We start from the raw sequence: 17,984 nt of genomic DNA on the forward strand, positions 1-17,984 counted from the left end.
GGTGTGAGGGCTTGGCGACTTGTCTCAAGGCCTGCTACGAGATGGCGGGCGAGATGGAGAGGGCAGTGGCACCTATGGCAACGGAATTAGATATGAGGCATCGAGTTGTGCCTCTCGTACTTATTGGTTGTGTTTTTTTGATCATGCTTGGGGCTTGGAGTACTAAGTACCCGTATATTATCAAAGCCATTGGGAGCTTTATCTATGACTTTCAGACTCTAATAGGCGCTCTACTGGCACTTGCTGGAGCGTGGTGGGGTGTTTCCGCAATACGGAAGCAAATCCACCAAACCGAAGATCTGGAGAGGCGACGTATATCAAGCAAGAAAGAAGCAGCGAGAGCCGTTCTACCACTAACGTTATCATCCATTACAGGCTACGAAAGAGAACTAATTGGTTCGTTGAGAATGCTCCATCAGCAGTACAACGGGCAGCGATTTAAGCCTGACGCGATAGTGCCCTCTCTACCCGACTTCCCATACGATGTGATATCTTCACTTAAGGAAACAATAGAATTCTCAACGTCAGTAGAGGTCGAAATCTTTGCCCGCTTGTTATCAAATATTCAAGTCTGTGAGGCTCGGGTACGATCCATGTTCTCCAGCATTGAAGGATCCCCCCATAGTCGGCGAAGCGAACTTCGTGCGAACGTGGAAGAGTACATGCTCAATGCGATGGTCATACATAAACGCGCTGAATCAATATTTGATTATGCTCGTCGCGAAACATCGTCCATTCCAATTGACATTAGTTGGCAAGACGTTGAGAGCGCAATGGTTGGGATGTTGTTACTTGGCGAACAATTCCAGGGTTTGAGGCAGTTAATCAATCGACGATCTCAAGGAGACTCCTCAAAACTCGTTGACTAGGGTCATATTCTGAATTGTGGATGCGCGTGAAAAGCGGGGGCACAGGTCCTAGGGAATCGGTCGCGCCAACCTTTTGGGTACCCCTCCCTAGGTCGGCCACCCGTCTGCCAGGGCGGTTGGTGACAATGATGTCAGGGTGCCGACCTGTACTTTGCCATTGCAGCCTCGGCAGCTTCCAACCTCTCAAGCCGTGGATCAGGCAGGCTTGCCGTGAACCGTTCAATCCGCATCTTGCCTGCATGAATTTCGCTGGACCGATATGCCGGATTGCGGCACACAGACACCTCTAACAAGCGCGCTGAGGTGATCATTCGAACCCTGCCATCTTCACCATTCTGCCATTCAACCAACGGGCGATTAAACGACACGGATAACCCAGCACGATACCGCGTGCGCACTGCTTCCATTGCAACATCGCCAGCATCAGTGTGATTGGCAGTGGCGGTGATGCGCAGACCGACGCTGTCTTCAACCAAGTGAAGGGAACCGTCGTCTTGCCGGGCAACGATGTCATCCCAACAGTGATCAACGCATAGCCGGACTTTGCCGCCTGCAATAGACGATAGAAACGCTCCCTTTGCGAACCGTTCCTCAACGACCTTGCCATCAACCGTCACCCAGGCAGGCTGGCCCCATTTCAGAGCATAGCCCACCATCCGCCTTCCTGTTACGGAATGCCCTTCGTCAGACAATGCCGCGCCGCCTCATGTTGGCAACCATGTCATCGATAGCTCGTTGCGCAGGTGTTTTCTTTGCCCTACGCGCGGTGAGGATGCGAGCAACCTCTTGCGGATCGGATGGCAACAACTCACTGCGACTGCCGGTTGCGGTTTTAACGGTGACGCGGCGCAGGCCTTCGGGCTTGGCGCCTTTCGTAGCATGCTCGATGCCGCGGGCTGCGGTTGGTACCGTGCGGATGGTCATTTTTTATCCTTTTCGATGAATCCATACTCCCTTGCCTCGGCAAGCCACCCTTCAGCACGGCTAACGATGCGGTCCGCGCCGAGCGGGCGGAGATGGCCTACCCATGCCACGTCGTGAGATTCGAGATCGTTGGTCAGCGCTGCCAATCCGGCGTGCGCACCTATGAAGGCCTTAATGGCTTCAGCCATAGCTTGGACGCGGGCTGTGTATTCGCTGCGGACTTCCTCGCAAATGATTACTGAGGCTGCGTGTCGTGCCTTTTGGACGCGGGATTGCGCGATATCGATAGCAGTTGTTAGATCGCGGCGCTCAACCATGATTTCCGTCAAACGCGCACGCGGTCCAGATACGGGCAGATCGTCCGGCTCCTCGCCAAGCAGGGCTGCGACCTTGGCCGATTGCGCCTTCTGTCCGTCCTGCTTCTCGTTGCCAATGCGATATAGAAGATCGGTTTCTTCACTGTATAGGACTGCCATTTTGTCCTGCAGAGTGTGCACCAACGCCAACGCTGCGGCGTAGGTCTGATCAGCCTCAGCGAGACTGCGGACGCGGGGCGTGGATGGTGTGGGTTTGTTTTTGCTTAGTAGAGACATTGTGTTCCTTTCAATTATAGAGGACGGCACGTTCTGTGCGGCGATAGCGGTCCCGCTCGCGCGGGCGGCCAGCCTTGACTGCCGGTGCGGTTTCGATTGCTGCGGCCAGACTAATAAGCGGCTCAGGTCCGATGATGACCTCCCGACCAAAGGCTGGTCTTGGCTGCGGGGTGTCGATGACGAACGAGGTAACGGCCATTCCGCCGTTTGTCTGGCGATATGTCATCGTCGCGCCAGGGACGTGCGCGTCGATCCTGATTTCGAAGAGATCGTGCGGATTGTCGATATACGCGGCCAATGTCTGGCCAAATGTGGCGCTGCCCGCGATCGGGCGCATGGAGCAATAATCGGCAACACGTTCGGCGTGGCCGTCTGCCCACTGGTTGCCGAGCAATGCGGAAAGCAGGATTGTTGCGATATGCTTGGTTTCGATCTGTGCCGGGATGCCGGGTGTTGCTGGAATCAGACCAGCGGCGCGAACGACCTCTTGGCAATCCGTGACGATGCCGATGGGAATGCGCAGCGCATCGGCGATGTACTCAGTAGCTTGACGTGCAGTTGCCATTGCGTGGCTCCTTTCGTTTATCGGTAATGTTTCAGTGTGAAAAAAGGCGCATCAGCACCCTATTGGCAGCGTGGATGCTGATGCTTTCGAGGCGCCGCAGCCCGAATGAATTACGCGACGAGCCGACCAAAGCAGCCGCGCAATATGTCGAAGGGCGCAACCCGCAGGCACTCCCTCCGTCAGGGACAAGCCCTGAAACGAAAAAGGGCCGCCGAAGCGAGCCCCCAAATTCACTATTCATATATACCTATTGGGACGCAGAAATGGGGTACCCCTAAGCAGCGCGTGCCGTCAGGTTCGTCCCGCCCCATGCTTCTTGCAGCGTCACCAGGGCCAACCATAGCATGGCGCGCCCGCCACCCTTGGCCGCCTTATCGTTGCCGCACCCATAGCGCTCTCCGATGTCTCTGAGTGTTGCGCTATCCAGTACGGCCTCTTCGAATGGCTCAACTAGCGGGCCAAGTGCTGCGTGCAAACGTTCCAGAGTTTTCCGACCATCAATGGCGGCATTCATGGCGTCGTCGCCATTCCACGGTTTCGCTACAGGCTTGGCTTTTTTCTTCGCTGGGTTGCTTGTTTCGGCTGTAGTCGGTGTTGCGGTCGTCGCTGACGTTGCGACCAGAGCACGTTTGCCGGTGATGAGTTTTACACCCTTGTAATCAATTTTCCCTGTTGTTTCATCGAGTTTGCCCTTGTGAACAAGCTGTGATGTACCAGCCGGTATATCTTGGCCCCGCAACTCATATGCACAGTCCCGAACAAGCTTGCGATAGGAAAGAACCAACTTCAGAAAATCGGCCTCGCCTTCCGTCTTCAGAAGCTTGACGATGGGAAGGTCGATGTTGTCGTTCGCCTCCCGGTACCTGAGCCGTCCAATTGATTGACGCATGACGATCCGCGCTCGTTCCCGGTCCATCAGCAGCCTTTCAACCTTAGATTTTATCTCAATGCGCGCGCGGCTCAGTGAGCGTTCTTCGGGCAATCGGAAGTTGAGAGGGTCGGTTGTGATGCAGCCAACCTTTGCCGAACCTTTTGCAAGTTGGTTGCGTTCCTTTCGAAGGATTGCGCGGAACTCGTCATAGGGGACAGTGATTTTCAGGGGTTCTGCACCCGATACAGGAACATACTTTTCTTCTGCTTCATCGAACTTCTTACGCTGAGGCTTTGTGGTCACCCCAGCGAGAAGGCCGGCGTCTTCGTGATTGGAATAAAGCTTCTGGCAATAGAGCAAATGCTCAACGCGGTTGAACGGGACATTGTCATTGTCCGCGCTGTGCGGCGAGACTAATTTGGGCATGGGCTTGGTCGGCTCCTGGTCATCATGAAATATCCCGCCGCCGATCACGGTCGGGCTGGTAAGCGATTGATGGTCAGTATGCGGGTGCTCGCGCAAAATTGTGCAAACGGGTGCGAGGAATGTTTTGGTGGTGATGGGGCTACCATCTAACGAACAAGGGACTCAGCGCAGGGTGTCAAGCGTGACTGTGCGAGGATCGCGCATGCCACCGGGCATTTGCAGGATAGTGGCGTCGGACAGAGCCAAGCGGTGGTTTTATGATAAAGTAAACGCGGAGAGCACTGGATAACTGGGATGAGCTGGGTATTACCCCGATTGCAGCCTTGCGATTCTACCATGAATCACCGAACCTGATTCGCACTGGAAGAGACCTACGGCGTCCGCTAACAACTGACTTAAACCGCAGGCCTCATCATTCCAGTTGGCTCCCACTGCGGGGACTGGGGGGATCGGTTGGCGCCGGTCCCCTTTTGCAATTTCAGTATGACTGAAACTTAAGCTCACCTTACACTTCGGTGCGCTTTTCGCAACATGGTTGGGTGTCTGTCGATCTGATTACGGACAACGACCGACATTTTTCCTGTTAACAACCGTTTGTTGATCCATCCACTGGAAGTGGTGGTTTTTCGGTGGGGCGTTGTTCACGCGGCCAGCCCCATCTTGGGCAGCCACTCGATAACGCGCTTTCCCTTTCGGAGAACACGGACTTTCATTCCGTCCCAATCTCCTGGGTCGGTGTCATCATCCACGATAATCCCAAGGCTCAAAATAAGCTTTTGAAGCTCCTGCTGCCCTCGCAACTGTTCTGCCTCATTTGGGGATTGCAAAACAATCTCATGGCATTCGAGTCCTGACTCATCATCAAAGTACATATCCATATAGTCGACACCCTCATCGGACGCTGTAGTGACAACCTCAAGCGTGGCTGTGATCTCTTCTTCCCTTGGTTCGGCAGCTTGTACTGTCGTGGAAGGCCTGTTGCTATTGGCTGGCTTGGGGATGCGTTCCTTTTTCGCATATCCGGTGGGCGGGTCTTCCATATAACGCCGATCGCGAATCCACACGTGCAGATGTCTCCGGGGAGCGTCAGGCTTGCCTTGGGCTTCCCAGGCCTCGCGCCAAGCTGTTGCCGAAGAAACCAGTACAGCCTGCCGTTCATCGTCCAGTTCCAGCTTTGCATATTCAGATTCTGCCTCGACGCGGTTTTTCTTCACGCCATATGCAAACCATAGTTCGTCGAATGGACTCTTTATCTGCGTGTTCGCCGGGGCGCCCGTGAGGGCAGCCACAGGCGGAACATGCACATTGCCATCTACTCTCGTCTCCGGGTCTGGTACCCGGGTCGAGGTAGATGGGTCTTTGTTCATAGAATCCCGAACGCTAACCGCCGTAGTGTTCGTATTTTCCCGAACGCATGTGTTAGTGTTTTCCCGAACGCTAATTTCGTAATCCGTAGTGTTCGGAATTTTATGAACGCTAGAGAGTTTTTCCCAAATTGGGACATAGCGGCTGGCACGGCTACCGATGCCTTTTTCTTGATTTAGGTAGCCCCATGAAACAAGGTCAGTCAGTGCCTGGTGAACGTCACCCGCATAGAGGCCCTTGCCGGACGGATCCCGATCTTTGGTTGTACTTACGATATGGCGCACACTGGCAAGCGCATCACCGTATTTTGAGTGGTACCAGTCGAGAATGAAGCCGAACACGAGGCAGTGCTTACGCTTCGCACGAGCATCATAGGGAAGCAGTTGCAGCAGCTTGAACTTTGCCTCCAGCGATTCAGGTTTGGGTCTTTTATCTTCCGATGTCATAGGCTGTCGCCTCCCGCAGGGCGGCTATCGCCGCGTCTGTGATTTCCTTTGCGATAACGGGATGGAAAGTTGCAACGTGTTTGCCGCACGAATGTGGGGCGTGAATTCTGACTTTGCCATCCTGGTTCTTCTTGAGAAGGAGGCTGTAAAGTCTGACGTACTCCGAGAGTTCAACGTCAACGCGCGCCAAAGCGCCCGGCCCATCCAAGGGTCGGATTGATAGGATTCTCATTATGTTTCCTGTGTGGAGGGGCTATATTCTTGGAGTGCCTTGATCATCGCGGCGCGCCAAGTTCCGAGATCAATAAGATCAATAACTTGATGTCGGCTATCGGACTGCAAACAGTCCTTCGCTACCATTGTCTTTCCAAAGAAGGCGGTTTTCAGATCGGCGCGGCGCGAATTGCGGTTTGCCACTGTAGCCGGTCGCGAAAAACTGATTTTTGGACAGCAGAATTTAGAACAATGCCATTTTAAAACGCTCTGGGTATTTCGTGTGCCTTCACAAGATCGAAAATTCAAAGAGCCCTCAAAGCTGGTTTCAGGGCTCTTTGTTGTACAAATTCAATTTTGAACTTCAGCCAGCTTCACTTGGTTGAAGCCGGACTCGTCCAATTTTCCTGTGCGTTGCCGGTCCACGACGAGCCGAGTGGCTGCATTGACAACCAGGTCTCCACGAGCTTGCCCGCTTCGGTTCGATACGACTGCATACCTGCCCGACTGCGCGGCTCCCCCGTTTCTCTATCAGTCCACTTAAAAGCAAAGCGAAACCACGCGCGGCAACCTTCGAAGGAGTGATCATACACGACGACACGTATATCTGGTCGATCTTCCCGCACTTTCGCAATTTCTGCTGCGTAGGCCTCTCGCGTCACCGTCCGGTCACCTGCCTCGTCATGCCGAATATAGTGTTCCCCGACGCAGCTTGGCACGAGATCGTACTGGCCCTCGTGCCAAACTCGTTCCCATCGATCGAACAAATCGCTGATCACAGAATTATCCGTCACCACTAAATTCCTTTCCGTCTTGTCTCAATGGAAGCAGGCGCACCACCAACAATTATCAGTTCACGAGCATCCGAACCTTTGCCCTCGTTGAGAGAGTAGGTCAATGACACCTCCGTCTGTTCAAAGAGCCTAAAAAGCTCTCTTATCTCATTCACGTCATTGATCGGCATTATGAAACGTCCCTTCAATGGACTCAGACGTGATGCCAAAAGCTCAAACTGATCCTGGCTGAACGTTGCCTTTCCATATTCGCCTTCCGATCCCCAATATGGCGGATCGAGATAAGACAAAGTTCCCGCCCCATCATAGCGACTGATGAACTCCATCCAGTCCATGTTCTCAAGGATGACACCAGCTAATCGTTCGGCGCATCCTCCAGCAGAGGCGCACGAACGATTAAGGTTGAACCGAGGAGCCCGCTCTAAATCGGTCAGTGTCGCAGGATCGCTTGCTTTCAGCCGGTTGAACTCGCGGCGGGACGATATCTGGAAAAGCATTGCGTCCATGAAATGCGGATAGTGGCGCTGAAGAATGCGGAATAGATTGACCACTTCGCCGTTACGATCATTGATATCTTGCCAATCAGAGTGACATTGTGAAGATCGCGCGCGAAAGAGAGCTTTGCTGGCCGTTCCCGTTCTTGCCGAGGTAATCCATTGAAATACCGGCGATTTTCGGCTTTTTACCGGTCAATCGAGCGGCAGAGCATAGGTCTGCTTCACAATCTGGCTCGGCACATCGGTTTTGACATTCTGGATGCCGTTGATCCGCGTCAGATGAGAGGCCTGAAAGTGCCGGTAGTCGTCAAGATCGGCGACCACAACCCGCAGCAGCGCGTCGCTCTCTCCAAGCATGATGTAGCATTCCACCACCTGGGGCAGCCTCTTCATGGCATCCATGAAATGATCAATCGTTTCGGCATCCTGCGCTGTCAGCCACACCCGCGCGAACAGCGAAAGCGATAAATTGACCTTGGCCGGATTGAGCACGGCGACATAGCGATCGATGACACCGGCCTCCTCCAGCAGCCGCACGCGGCGCAGGCAGGGCGATGGCGACAGGCCGGCCTCCCTGGCAAGTTCCACATTCTGCATGCGCCCGTCCTTCTGAAGCGCGCGAAGGATACGCTTGTCGATCTCATCCAGCATCGTTGAAATTTCCTGCCAATATTTCCGATAGAATACAGCAATTATATCAGGAAAACACCATGCCGTGATATACTCGCAATCCGATTGCGCGCCGTGTGCGGTACTGTTCCAATCATGGAAATACACACGCTATTGCTGTTTACGGCGACCGTGCTGCCGCTGATCTGTACGCCGGGACCGGACATGCTGTTCGTTGCATCGCAGGCGATTGCGGGCGGACGCGCCGCAGGCATGCGCGCGACAGCTGGCGTGTGCCTTGGCTATCTCGTCCACTCCACCCTCGTCGCCCTCGGCCTTGCGGCCATCGTGGCGGCGTCGCCGCTGCTGTTTGAAGCGCTGCGCTGGATCGGCATCGCCTATCTCCTGTATCTCGCCTGCAAGCTCATCGCGTCGGCATTGCAGGCCGGGCGGGTGACCGTCGCCGCCAGACCGGCGAGCCGGCAGCTCCAGCGCGGTTTCCTCACGGCCTTTCTCAATCCCAAAGGCATGATGATCTATTTTGCGATCCTGCCGCAATTCATCCAGCCCGGAAGCAGCATTGCGCTGCAGGCGGCGGCCCTGTCGGCTGTCTTCGTCTTCTGGTGCGGCGTGGTCTATGTGATTCTCAGCCTGGTCATCGGGCGATTGGCCGGACGCGGCGGTTTCAGCGACCGGCGCCGGAGAATCGTCGAAGGCGGCGCTGGCGGGCTGCTCATCGTTGCCGCCGGTCTGATGGCGGCAAAATGAACGCGGGCGGGTCCTTGGCTAGCTGATTCTGACCAGTTTTGCCGCAGCCGCCTGTTCCGGCATGTCGACGACGAGCTGACCGAATTCGCGGGTGGCGGGCGTCTGCCCCTCTTCGCTCCAGATCAGGCTGAACACCGCCGTCGGCAGCGGCGGCAAGCCATACTGGCCGTCAAGGATCTTCATTCCCGGTTCAAGGTCATCCCGGGTCATCACGGTCATTGCCAGCCCCGACAGCACGGCGGCACGGATCCCCTGCATGCTCGCCGACGTGAAGACGACGTGCCAATCGATCGACGTCCGGTCCAGCGCTTCGACGCCGACCTTGCGGTTGAGGCATGGAGCCGGGATGAAGGCGAAAGGCAATGACGTGCCCGGCAGCACTTTGAACGTTTCGGCCGCCACCCAGACGAACTGCGTCTGCTTGAGAACTTTGCCGTTGGCCGCCTCCGGCAATGTCAGCACGACGGCCAGATCGAGTTCGCTGGCCTTGACCATCGCATGGAGATCAAGGCTCATGCTGACATTCACGTCCAGCTGAACCTCCGGATTGGTGCGGGCAAACTGGCACAGCAATGTCGGCAGCCGGTCCCCGATGAAATTCTCCGGAACGCCGAAGCGGACGATGCCGGACACCGGCGATGCCTGAAAGCGGCGGCTCAAAGCATCGAGCGAATGCAGGATCTGGCAGGCATAGCGCAGGAAATCGTCGCCATCTTCCGTCAGTCTGACGCTGCGCGTCGTGCGGTAGAGCAGCGACCGGCCAACCTGCTCCTCCAGCCGCCGGATCTGATGGCTGACAGCCGATTGCGTCAGGTTCAGCCGTCGGGCCGCCCGGGTAAAGTTTCCCGCTTCTTTGACAGCCACGAAGGCGCGTAACAGTGTGGGGTCGAAATCCATGTCAGCAGATTAATGACAATCACTAATTTATTCTAGTAAATTAAATCATTTTTGTCATGATACGAACTGACCTAAAGTGGGTGCATTATCCGCTTCGGCGACCATCGGACCGGTCATCCCGCCGTGCCGGTGCTTTTTCGTCCTGACTTGGCCCGGAACTCACCGGCACCGCATGCGTGCCGGGGAAGGTGCGTTCTATTGCCAGGTGCAACCTTGGAAAGAACCTTCCATGTCGCTCTCCTCGTCCCGCAAGAATATGGTGGCGCTGGCTGCCATATGTTTGTCGTCCCTCATGTTCGGCCTCGAAATTTCGAGCGTGCCGGTGATTCTGCCAACCCTGGAAAAGGTCCTGCATGGCACCTTGAAGGACATGCAGTGGATCATGAACGCTTATACCATTGCCTGCACCACCGTGCTGATGGCGGTCGGCACCCTGGCTGACCGCTATGGCCGCAAACGCATCTTCGTCATCAGCCTCGTGCTGTTTGCCATCACGTCCTTCGTGTGCGGGCTGGCGCAGGATGCCGCCATTCTGATCGTCAGCCGCTTTCTCCAGGGCATTGCCGCCGGTGCCATGCTGATCTGCCAGATTGCCATTCTGTCGCATCAGTTTCAGGCAGGGCGCGAGCGCAGCAAGGCCTTCGGCATATGGGGGATTGTCTTCGGCATCGGCCTCGGTTTCGGGCCGATCATCGGCGGCATCATCGTTGCGCTGACGAGCTGGGAATGGGTGTTCCTGGTCCACGTACCCCTCACCATCCTGACATTGATTCTCGTCTTCGGCAGCATCGAAGAATCCAGTGATCCCGAAGCGAAAAAACTGGATGTCCTCGGCATCACCACCCTGTCGCTGGCGGTTTTCGGCCTCACCTATTTCATCACGCAGGGCCCCGACCTCGGTTTTACCAGCATCACTGCTTTGACCATCATCGGCGCATCGGCGGCGAGCTTCATCGCCTTCATCGTCGCGGAAAACCGCAGTCCCCATCCCATGTTCGACTTTTCCGTCTTCCGCATCCGCAACTTTTCCGGGGCTATCCTCGGCTCCATCGGCATGAATTTCAGCTTCTGGCCGCTGATGATCTACCTGCCGATCTATTTTCAGAGCGGCCTCGGCTACGATATTGTCGCGGCTGGACTGTCGTTGCTGGCCTATACGCTGCCTACTTTGGTCACCCCGCCATTGGCGGAGCGCCTTTCGCTGCGCTACCGGCCCGGTATCGTCATTCCGCTCGGGCTGTTCACCATCGGCCTCGGCTTCATGCTGATGCGCGTTGGCAGCAGCGTTGACCACGCAAGCTGGCTGACCATGCTGCCCGGCTGCCTGCTGGCGGGTATCGGGCTGGGTTTGACCAATACACCCGTTACCAACACGACCACCGGTTCGGTGTCGAGCACCCGCGCCGGCATGGCCTCAGGCATCGACATGAGCGCCCGGCTGATCACGCTCGCCATCAATATCGCGCTGATGGGCTTTATCCTGCTGGAGGGCACGCTGTCTTATCTGAAAAGCGTCTTTGCCGGGTCGTTCGACCCATCCCGGTTGCGCCTGCTGGCGGAAAAAATCGCCGCCGGAAACTTTGCGAGCCTCCCGCAGTCCTTTCCGGAACTCACGGCTCTGGACCCGGACGGAACGCTTGTCCATGATGCGCTGATCCACGGTTTTGGCCTGATCATGCTCTATGGCGGTGCCGGCGTCTGGGTTCTGGCGGTGATCAGCTTCCTGATCTTCGGGCCGAGGAAACGCCTGAGCGAAGCGACCGCCGCGAACCTTTGAAGCCGGCACGGTACTGAAGGTCATCGACACGGCCGTTTCCGTGAATTTCAGCGCGCGAAAAGCCTGACCACCATGTTTGCCAATCCCCTGTAGGGCGGCTTGATCCGGTCGGTCAGCGGCATCCTGGCCTGATGCAGGACCGGCATGATCTTGCTGAAGGTCAGAAAGCCTTCGCGGCCGTGATAATGGCCCATGCCGCTGGCGCCGACACCGCCGAACGGCAGATCGTTGCAGACATTGTGGAACAGCGTTTCGTTCACGCAGACGCCGCCGGCCACAATGTTCGCCAGCATTTTTTCCGTTTCCGCCTTGTCATTGCTGAAACAGTAGAATGCCAGCGGCCGGTCATGCCCGTTGATATAATCAATGGCCTCATCGGCGCTGCGATAGGTCTTGACCGGCAGGATCGGCCCGAAGATTTCCTCCTGCATGATCTTGCTGTCATCGCCCGGATCGAGCACCAGCGTCGGCGGCAGCAGGCGCTCGTTTGCCGCCCGTGCCGCATCTTTCGGCTCCACCAGCGTCATCACGTCAAATCCGCGTGCCCGCGCATCGTCAAGCAGACCGCGCAGGCGGCGATACTGCCCCTCATTGACGATATGGGTGTAGTCTGGATTGGCATCGAGCTGTGCATAGCGGGACTTGACCTCCGCCCGCACGGCCTCGACAAATTCATCACGCCGCGCCTCCGGCACCAGCGCGTAGTCCGGCGCGATGCAGGTCTGGCCGGCATTGTAGAGCTTGCCGGTGACAATGCGCGTCACCGCCTTGGCCAAGGGCGCGTCCGCGCCAATGAATACGGGTGATTTTCCGCCGAGTTCCAGGGTGACGGGCGTCAGGTTCGGGGCAGCCGATGCCATGACCTTGCGGCCGACGGCGGTGGAGCCGGTGAACAGCAGGTGATCGAAGGGCAGACCGGCAAACGCCCCGCCCACATCGGCGCCGCCCAGCGCCACGGCAACCCGGTCCGGCGGAAAGACATCGGTGAGCAGTTCCCGCAGGAACTCGCTGGTGCGCGGCGTGTGTTCGGAGGGTTTGAGGTAAACATGGTTGCCGGCAGCGATGGCGGTGGCAAGCGGCGTCAGCGCCAGGTTGACTGGATAGTTCCACGGGGCGATGACACCCACAACCCCAAGCGGCACATAACGCACTTCCGCCCGGGCCGGCCACATGTGCCAGCCGGCCGAACGGCGCTGCGGCTTCATCCAGGATTTCAGATGCGCGAGCATGTGGTCGATCTCGCCAAAGACGGTCATGCCTTCGCCCAGCATGCTTTCATGACGTGAGCGATGGCCGAAATCCGCACTGATCGCCTTGACCATCGGTTCGAGCCGGTCCTTCAGCCCCGCACGCAAGCGTTTCAGATCGTCCTGGCGCTGGGCGTAATCGGGCCGCTTCGCCAGCCATGCGGTTCGCAGGCGATGGAGGGTCGGCACCAAGGCATCGGCAGGTGTGGCGTTCATGTCCATGGTGTTTTCCTCCGGTCTTCTCCGCCTTGTGTTCTACCACGGATGTGAGGGTACCCGTCAGCACTTTCAATGGAACAGCCCATTTGCGAAGGGGTGCGGCCGTGATAGTTTTTCCCCCGGTCCGTCAAGGAGCGAGGAACCCGCCTTGCCTCCCGGCGCGCTGCGCATCCCCAGCACTGCGACCGGCAATCCGAGCCCCATCGGCCCAAGACATCCTGCAACGTGCCACGAAAGGAACTGAGATCATGAAACTGATCCCGCGCAATCCCCGCAACGGCGTTTACCCGGCAACACCGGACTATCTCCATGCACTGGAAGTGCAGCAGCCGGAACGCTTCCTCTACATCAGCGGTACCATGGGCCTCGACCAGAACGGCGTAGCCGGCACGACCCTGGCGGAACAGCTCGATCTTGTCTGGAACAACATCCGGGCCATTCTTGCGAGCGCCGGGATGACGGTCGACAATATCGTCAGGACGACGAGTTACCTGCGCGATCCCGCCTTTGCCGAAGCCAACCAGAATGCGCGGGTGGCGGCGCTGGGTGGCCGCACGATCCCCACGACAACCATTGCCGCCCAGACATTGTCCGAAGCCTGGCTCGTCGAAATCGAGGTCATCGCCGCTGCCTGAACTCGGTCAAACCACTCAGATGCCCGCATACCATTCATAGCCGCGATCTTCCCAGAAACCGCCTTTCCCGCCCCACAGGCCCCTGAAATTGTCGACCAGTTCAATCCGCATGAGATATTTGGCATGCTTGTAACCGAGCTGCCGTTCAACCCGCAGCCGCAGGGGCGCACCGTGCGCCACCTCAAGGTCTTTGCCGTTCATGCTGTAGGACAGGATGGTCTGCGGATGGAAGGCATCAATGAGATCGACACTCTCGTAATATTGGCCGCTGCCATCCAGTGATTTCTCGTACTCATCGGCGCAATAGAACACCGCATAGCGCGCGCCGGGGGCAAGGCCCGCCTTCTGCAGGACAAGGCCGAGGGGAACGCCGGTCCATTTGCCGATGGCGCTCCAGCCTTCAACGCAATCATGCCGGGTGATCTGCGTGCGTGACGGCATCGCCTTCAGATCGGCCAGCGACAGGCTGAGCGGGGTGCGCACCATGCCGTTGACCACCAGCCGCCAGTCGGCAAAATTGCCCTCCATCAGCCTCGCATAGTCTTCGCTGTCCGGCATCTGCGTGCCGTTGGCCTTGAATATGGGTGACAGGTCGGCCTCGGTGAATTCGCGCGCCAGGGGTTCGTGCGCCTGCATGAGACGCTGGGAGCCCATGGTCAGGGCTTCGGCCTTCTGCAGGATATTGTTGACGCTGGTATTTTCCACCAGAGCGTCGCATCCGGTCAAAAGCCCGGTCGCGGCAACGCTGGAGCCGATGAGGAAACGGCGGCGTGAGAGTTCGAACTTCATTTCACTGTTTCCTTGTCGGTCTCGACCGTCAGGCCGTAATAGCCGGTGATCATCGAGCGCAGATTGTTCCAGACGCCGGATACCAGCACCATCACCAGATGCACGATGACGAAGGCGACGAGCAGCGATGCGGTGATGAAGTGAATGGTGCGCGCCGACTGGCGTCCGCCGAAAACATCGAGCAGCCACGGGAAGATGGAATCGAAGCCCGGCGACATGGTAAGGCCGGTCAGCACCATCAGCGGCAGAAGGATGAAAATGACCGCCATATAAGTCAGTTTCTGCAGGCTGTTGTAGCGCCGCGCCTCTTCGCCCTTGGGAAAGCGCAGGCGGGCATGTTCGCCAATCTCATGCGCCAGATGCTGCGGCGTCAACTGGTCCTTCGTCGGCACGATATCCCTGCGGAAATGTCCGGCGATCAGGCCGTACAGCAGGTAGACGAAGCCGTTGATGACAAAGAACCAGGCAAAAAAGAAATGCCAGCGCCGCCCGGATGCCAGGTCCTGATAACCCGGGATGGTGATCCAGCTTGGAAAGGCGCGCGGCGTCAGCTCTCCCTCGACCGTCGATGCGCCGAGAACCCCTGTCGTCGGGATGGAAATCGAACCGACGCGGGTGATGCCCTTGATCGTGTCGCCATCGCTGACGGCACCGATCGAGATGAAGGAATGGTCGGCATCCGCACCATACTGTCCCCAATAGAGATCGGGATGGGCATTGAAGATTTGCAAACCGCTCATCAGGAGGAAGCTGAGGCACAGGACATTGAGCCAGTGGGTCAGCCGCACGGCAATCGAATGCCGGTAGAACAGGATTTTCCTGGGCCGTGCCGTTTCATGATCAGTTACGCTCGTCATGATGCTATCCTTGGCTGTCGGGCAATGGATCCGGTGCCGTCCCGTCAGTGAGACGGCACCGGAGGGATTTTAGTTCTTTTTCGGTGCCATGGCGTCGGCTGGTTTCATCGCATCTTTCTTCATGGCATCGGGCTTCATCGCATCCTTGGCCATGGCCTGCTTGTCGCATTCCTTGGTCATGGCATCCTTCTTCATGGAGTCTTTCTCCATGCCGGCTTTTTTCATGCAGTCAGCCTTCATGCTTTCCGTCTTCATAGGGTCTGCCTTCATGGCATCTTCCGCAAGAGCGCTGTTGATGCCGGCCAGTCCGGAAGCGAGAACGAAAGCCGACAGAGCAATGTGGCGTGCTAGAATGTTCATGGTGGTCTCCTCGATTTGAATAAGACACGTATCTGCGTGCCGTTGAGTTTCGGATGCCATGCGGTCATCCACACTTCCTGGGCATCGCGCTGCGTGTCTCACAGCTGTTCATGCCAGGAATTCTTTGTCCGCAGCCGCGGAATTCAGTTGGTGGCGGCGGCCAGGATCGGCCCGCCATGCGGCGCCTGGATCAGGACGGCCGTGCGCAGGCCGGGCTTGGCCGGTGAAATATGTAGGCTGACCGCCTTGCCGTTCCAGTTTCCAAGATTGGAAAGGCTGTGAACCACGTTCTTGTGCGGCAGCGTGTGGCCGGTATTTTCGCCGCGGCTGACGGGAACGTTGACGGTCTTGTCATCATAGGTCACCACCCAGATATCGGCACCGCTTGCCGGTGCCTTCCCCGCAGCGATGGCGAGGGAATTGCCGGTGATCGTCACGGACAAGGGATCGGGCTTTGGCGCCGTGGCGATCAGGTGGTCGATCTCGCCGATGCGGTTGCCGACGACATCCGCGCGGCCATTGACGACCATCTGCGGGGTAAACGGCCCGTCGCGGCCGAGCGGGGTTTCATAGGTGACCTGCCGGTCCGTATATTCAGGTGCGGCGAAGATATCCTTCCAGCCGAGCCGGTCCCAATAGGTTACGCCGAAGCTGAGGGCCAGAACATCCGGCCGCTTGCTGATCTCGATCAGATTGGCATTGGCAGGCGGGCAGGACGAGCAGCCCTGGCTGGTGAAGAGTTCAACGACAGTCAACGGCTTGCCATTGCCAGCAAAGGCGGTGCTGGCGCCAAGGCTCAGCAATCCTGCAATCACAGACACTGCAGACACATATCCGATATTTTTGCGCGACCCCATAACGGCCTCCTGATTTCCGTGGCGTGATCCGGACCTGTCGGCCGGTCACATCAGGCAATTCGCCGGAAGCTGGAATTTGGTTACACCGATCACGGATTGGTGATCGAAAAGTTCGGCCAGCGGCCACTGGCATGCGGTAACCGCTGTCGATATGATCGGCGCATCTGTAACCTTTTCGCCGTTGCTGCGAATAAAGGAATGAACCAGGGTGCATTCGGTCGAAGCGCGTTTGAAGGAACTGATGCTCGCAAGCCTTGCGGGCGACGCGCAGAGCTATCGTGTGCTGCTCGATGAGGTGGCCAAGCTTTTGCGCCGGTATTTTCTGCGCCGTCTGGCCGATGCCCACCGGGGCGACGCGGACGATCTGGTGCAGGAAACACTGCTCGCCCTGCACACGCGGCGGCAGACCTATGAGCCGGATCGGCCCTTCACCGCGTGGCTGCATGCGATTGCGCGCTACAAGCTGATCGATCATTTCCGGCGCAACCGCATCCGGGCAACCGTGCCGCTGGACGATGTGGAAGACCTGTTTCTGCAGGACAATTCAGACGCCGCCGCAGACCGCATGGATGTGGACAGGCTGTTGCAGACCATACCGGAAAAATCACGGGATCTGATTTACCGGACCAAGATAGAAGGGCAGTCGATCGCGGAAGCGGCCCGAAGCACCGGCCTTTCCGAATCGCTCGTGAAGGTCAGCATTCACAGGGGATTGAAGGCCATAGCCGCGAAGTTGAGAGGACAGGCAGCCGATGACGACAAATGATCTGATCGAGCGTCTCGCCAGCGAATTGAAGCCGGTATCGCGCAAAGCCGTGCTGCGGCGGATCGGCATCGGCCTTGGCATCAGCTCGGTCGCCTCCGCCATTCTCATGTGGTCGTGGCTGGGCATGCGCCCGGACCTGATGACCGCGGCGGGGACCATGGCCTTCTGGGTCAAATTCACCTATACGCTCGCGCTTGCCGTCGGCGGCGCCTGGGCGGTCAAGCGCATTGCCTACCCGCTTGGCAGCATCCGCATCAGCCTTGCCGTGATGGCGGTCGCCATTGCCCTCATCTGCATGCTTGCCTTCGCCCAGCTCGCCATGTCGCCGCGCGATCACTACGCCAACATGATGAAGGGGCACACGATCACGGTCTGCACCTTCAACATCGTGGTGCTGTCGCTGCCGCTGCTGTTTGGCGCCTTCTGGGTGCTGCGTGGCCTGGCGCCGACGCGGCCCACGGTTGCCGGAATCGCGGCAGGCCTTGCGGCGGGGTCGATTGCAGCGCTTATCTACTCTTTCCACTGCGACGAAAGCGCCATGCCGTTCATCGCCATCTGGTACACGCTCGGGGTGATTTCCTCCGGCCTGATCGGCGCGATTGCCGGCCGCTTCATTCTGCGGTGGTAGATTGTAGCCAGG

At 57.7% G+C, this 17,984-nt stretch carries 21 protein-coding genes; 6 read left to right on the plus strand and 15 right to left on the minus strand.

The annotated features are described in order from the left end of the window. The first annotated feature begins 65 nt into the window (after positions 1 to 65). A complete protein-coding gene (locus ACP7B1_RS18755; protein ID WP_426137178.1) occupies positions 66 to 869 on the plus strand; it encodes a hypothetical protein in 804 nt (267 codons plus the stop codon). A 131-nt stretch (positions 870 to 1,000) separates the two neighbouring features. Here ACP7B1_RS18755 and ACP7B1_RS18760 read toward each other — a convergent pair whose 3' ends face one another. The 9 genes from ACP7B1_RS18760 to ACP7B1_RS18800 all read right to left on the minus strand — a co-directional run bounded on the left by ACP7B1_RS18760 (position 1,001) and on the right by ACP7B1_RS18800 (position 8,214). Then, positions 1,001 to 1,525, minus strand: coding sequence for an HK97 family phage prohead protease (locus ACP7B1_RS18760; protein WP_426137179.1), 525 nt, complete (start codon positions 1,523 to 1,525; stop codon positions 1,001 to 1,003). A 28-nt stretch (positions 1,526 to 1,553) separates the two neighbouring features. Continuing rightward, positions 1,554 to 1,793: a hypothetical protein gene (locus ACP7B1_RS18765; protein WP_426137180.1), complete on the minus strand. Its 240-nt coding sequence runs from the start codon at positions 1,791 to 1,793 to the stop codon at positions 1,554 to 1,556. Further along, positions 1,790 to 2,386, minus strand: a complete 597-nt coding sequence (locus ACP7B1_RS18770; protein ID WP_426137181.1) for a hypothetical protein — start codon at positions 2,384 to 2,386, stop codon at positions 1,790 to 1,792. The genes ACP7B1_RS18765 and ACP7B1_RS18770 overlap by 4 nt, the downstream gene beginning before the upstream one ends. Positions 2,387 to 2,396: 10 nt before the next feature. Further along, a complete protein-coding gene (locus ACP7B1_RS18775; protein WP_346307689.1) occupies positions 2,397 to 2,951 on the minus strand; it encodes a hypothetical protein in 555 nt (184 codons plus the stop codon). 274 nt (positions 2,952 to 3,225) lie between these two features. Next, positions 3,226 to 4,248, minus strand: a complete 1,023-nt coding sequence (locus ACP7B1_RS18780; protein WP_346307688.1) for a hypothetical protein — start codon at positions 4,246 to 4,248, stop codon at positions 3,226 to 3,228. Between the two features lie 641 nt (positions 4,249 to 4,889). After that, a complete protein-coding gene (locus ACP7B1_RS18785; protein ID WP_346307687.1) occupies positions 4,890 to 6,059 on the minus strand; it encodes a hypothetical protein in 1,170 nt (389 codons plus the stop codon). Between the two features lie 587 nt (positions 6,060 to 6,646). After that, positions 6,647 to 7,069 (minus strand): nuclear transport factor 2 family protein, encoded by a 423-nt coding sequence (locus tag ACP7B1_RS18790; protein WP_426137182.1) that lies wholly within the window; start codon positions 7,067 to 7,069, stop codon positions 6,647 to 6,649. Then, positions 7,069 to 7,617, minus strand: a complete 549-nt coding sequence (locus tag ACP7B1_RS18795; protein ID WP_346307686.1) for a DNA adenine methylase — start codon at positions 7,615 to 7,617, stop codon at positions 7,069 to 7,071. Before ACP7B1_RS18795 ends, ACP7B1_RS18790 begins: the two co-directional genes overlap by 1 nt. Positions 7,618 to 7,755: 138 nt before the next feature. Continuing rightward, positions 7,756 to 8,214 carry an Lrp/AsnC family transcriptional regulator gene (locus ACP7B1_RS18800; protein ID WP_346307685.1) on the minus strand — a complete coding sequence of 153 codons (459 nt, stop codon included), beginning with the start codon at positions 8,212 to 8,214 and terminating at the stop codon, positions 7,756 to 7,758. Between the two features lie 114 nt (positions 8,215 to 8,328). Here ACP7B1_RS18800 and ACP7B1_RS18805 point away from each other — a divergent pair, with 114 nt between their 5' ends. Next, positions 8,329 to 8,940, plus strand: coding sequence for a LysE family translocator (locus tag ACP7B1_RS18805; protein ID WP_346307684.1), 612 nt, complete (start codon positions 8,329 to 8,331; stop codon positions 8,938 to 8,940). Between the two features lie 18 nt (positions 8,941 to 8,958). On the opposite strand, the gene ACP7B1_RS18810 is transcribed toward ACP7B1_RS18805, so the two are convergent. Further along, positions 8,959 to 9,837, minus strand: a complete 879-nt coding sequence (locus ACP7B1_RS18810; protein WP_346307683.1) for a LysR family transcriptional regulator — start codon at positions 9,835 to 9,837, stop codon at positions 8,959 to 8,961. Positions 9,838 to 10,066: 229 nt separating this feature from the next. On the opposite strand from ACP7B1_RS18810, the gene ACP7B1_RS18815 reads away from it, so the two are divergent. Continuing rightward, entirely contained in the window at positions 10,067 to 11,614 is a 1,548-nt protein-coding gene (locus tag ACP7B1_RS18815; RefSeq protein WP_346307682.1) for an MFS transporter, read from the plus strand. 47 nt (positions 11,615 to 11,661) lie between these two features. Here ACP7B1_RS18815 and ACP7B1_RS18820 read toward each other — a convergent pair whose 3' ends face one another. Next, a complete protein-coding gene (locus ACP7B1_RS18820; RefSeq protein WP_346307681.1) occupies positions 11,662 to 13,083 on the minus strand; it encodes a coniferyl aldehyde dehydrogenase in 1,422 nt (473 codons plus the stop codon). Positions 13,084 to 13,328: 245 nt separating this feature from the next. Between ACP7B1_RS18820 and ACP7B1_RS18825 the strand changes: the two genes are divergently transcribed. Further along, the gene (locus ACP7B1_RS18825) at positions 13,329 to 13,715 is read left to right on the plus strand and encodes a RidA family protein (protein ID WP_223612508.1); all 387 of its coding nucleotides are present in this window, start codon (positions 13,329 to 13,331) and stop codon (positions 13,713 to 13,715) included. Positions 13,716 to 13,730: 15 nt separating this feature from the next. On the opposite strand, the gene ACP7B1_RS18830 is transcribed toward ACP7B1_RS18825, so the two are convergent. The 4 genes from ACP7B1_RS18830 to ACP7B1_RS18845 form a co-directional block, all read right to left on the minus strand. Then, entirely contained in the window at positions 13,731 to 14,504 is a 774-nt protein-coding gene (locus ACP7B1_RS18830; protein ID WP_346307679.1) for a molybdopterin-binding protein, read from the minus strand. Next, entirely contained in the window at positions 14,501 to 15,361 is an 861-nt protein-coding gene (locus ACP7B1_RS18835) for a cytochrome b/b6 domain-containing protein (RefSeq protein ID WP_346307678.1), read from the minus strand. The genes ACP7B1_RS18830 and ACP7B1_RS18835 overlap by 4 nt, the downstream gene beginning before the upstream one ends. A 69-nt stretch (positions 15,362 to 15,430) precedes the next feature. Next, entirely contained in the window at positions 15,431 to 15,721 is a 291-nt protein-coding gene (locus ACP7B1_RS18840; protein ID WP_426137183.1) for a pentapeptide MXKDX repeat protein, read from the minus strand. 143 nt (positions 15,722 to 15,864) lie between these two features. Further along, entirely contained in the window at positions 15,865 to 16,578 is a 714-nt protein-coding gene (locus tag ACP7B1_RS18845) for a DUF1223 domain-containing protein (RefSeq protein WP_346307221.1), read from the minus strand. A gap of 208 nt (positions 16,579 to 16,786) precedes the next feature. Here ACP7B1_RS18845 and ACP7B1_RS18850 point away from each other — a divergent pair, with 208 nt between their 5' ends. Both ACP7B1_RS18850 and ACP7B1_RS18855 read left to right on the plus strand, forming a co-directional pair. Continuing rightward, positions 16,787 to 17,344 (plus strand): sigma-70 family RNA polymerase sigma factor, encoded by a 558-nt coding sequence (locus ACP7B1_RS18850; protein ID WP_223612503.1) that lies wholly within the window; start codon positions 16,787 to 16,789, stop codon positions 17,342 to 17,344. After that, positions 17,331 to 17,972: an NrsF family protein gene (locus ACP7B1_RS18855; RefSeq protein ID WP_223612502.1), complete on the plus strand. Its 642-nt coding sequence runs from the start codon at positions 17,331 to 17,333 to the stop codon at positions 17,970 to 17,972. Before ACP7B1_RS18850 ends, ACP7B1_RS18855 begins: the two co-directional genes overlap by 14 nt. Positions 17,973 to 17,984: the final 12 nt, after the last annotated feature.

It is taken from the genome of Phyllobacterium sp. SL163, from assembly GCF_049896885.1.
GTDB lineage: Bacteria > Pseudomonadota > Alphaproteobacteria > Rhizobiales > Rhizobiaceae > Phyllobacterium > Phyllobacterium calauticae.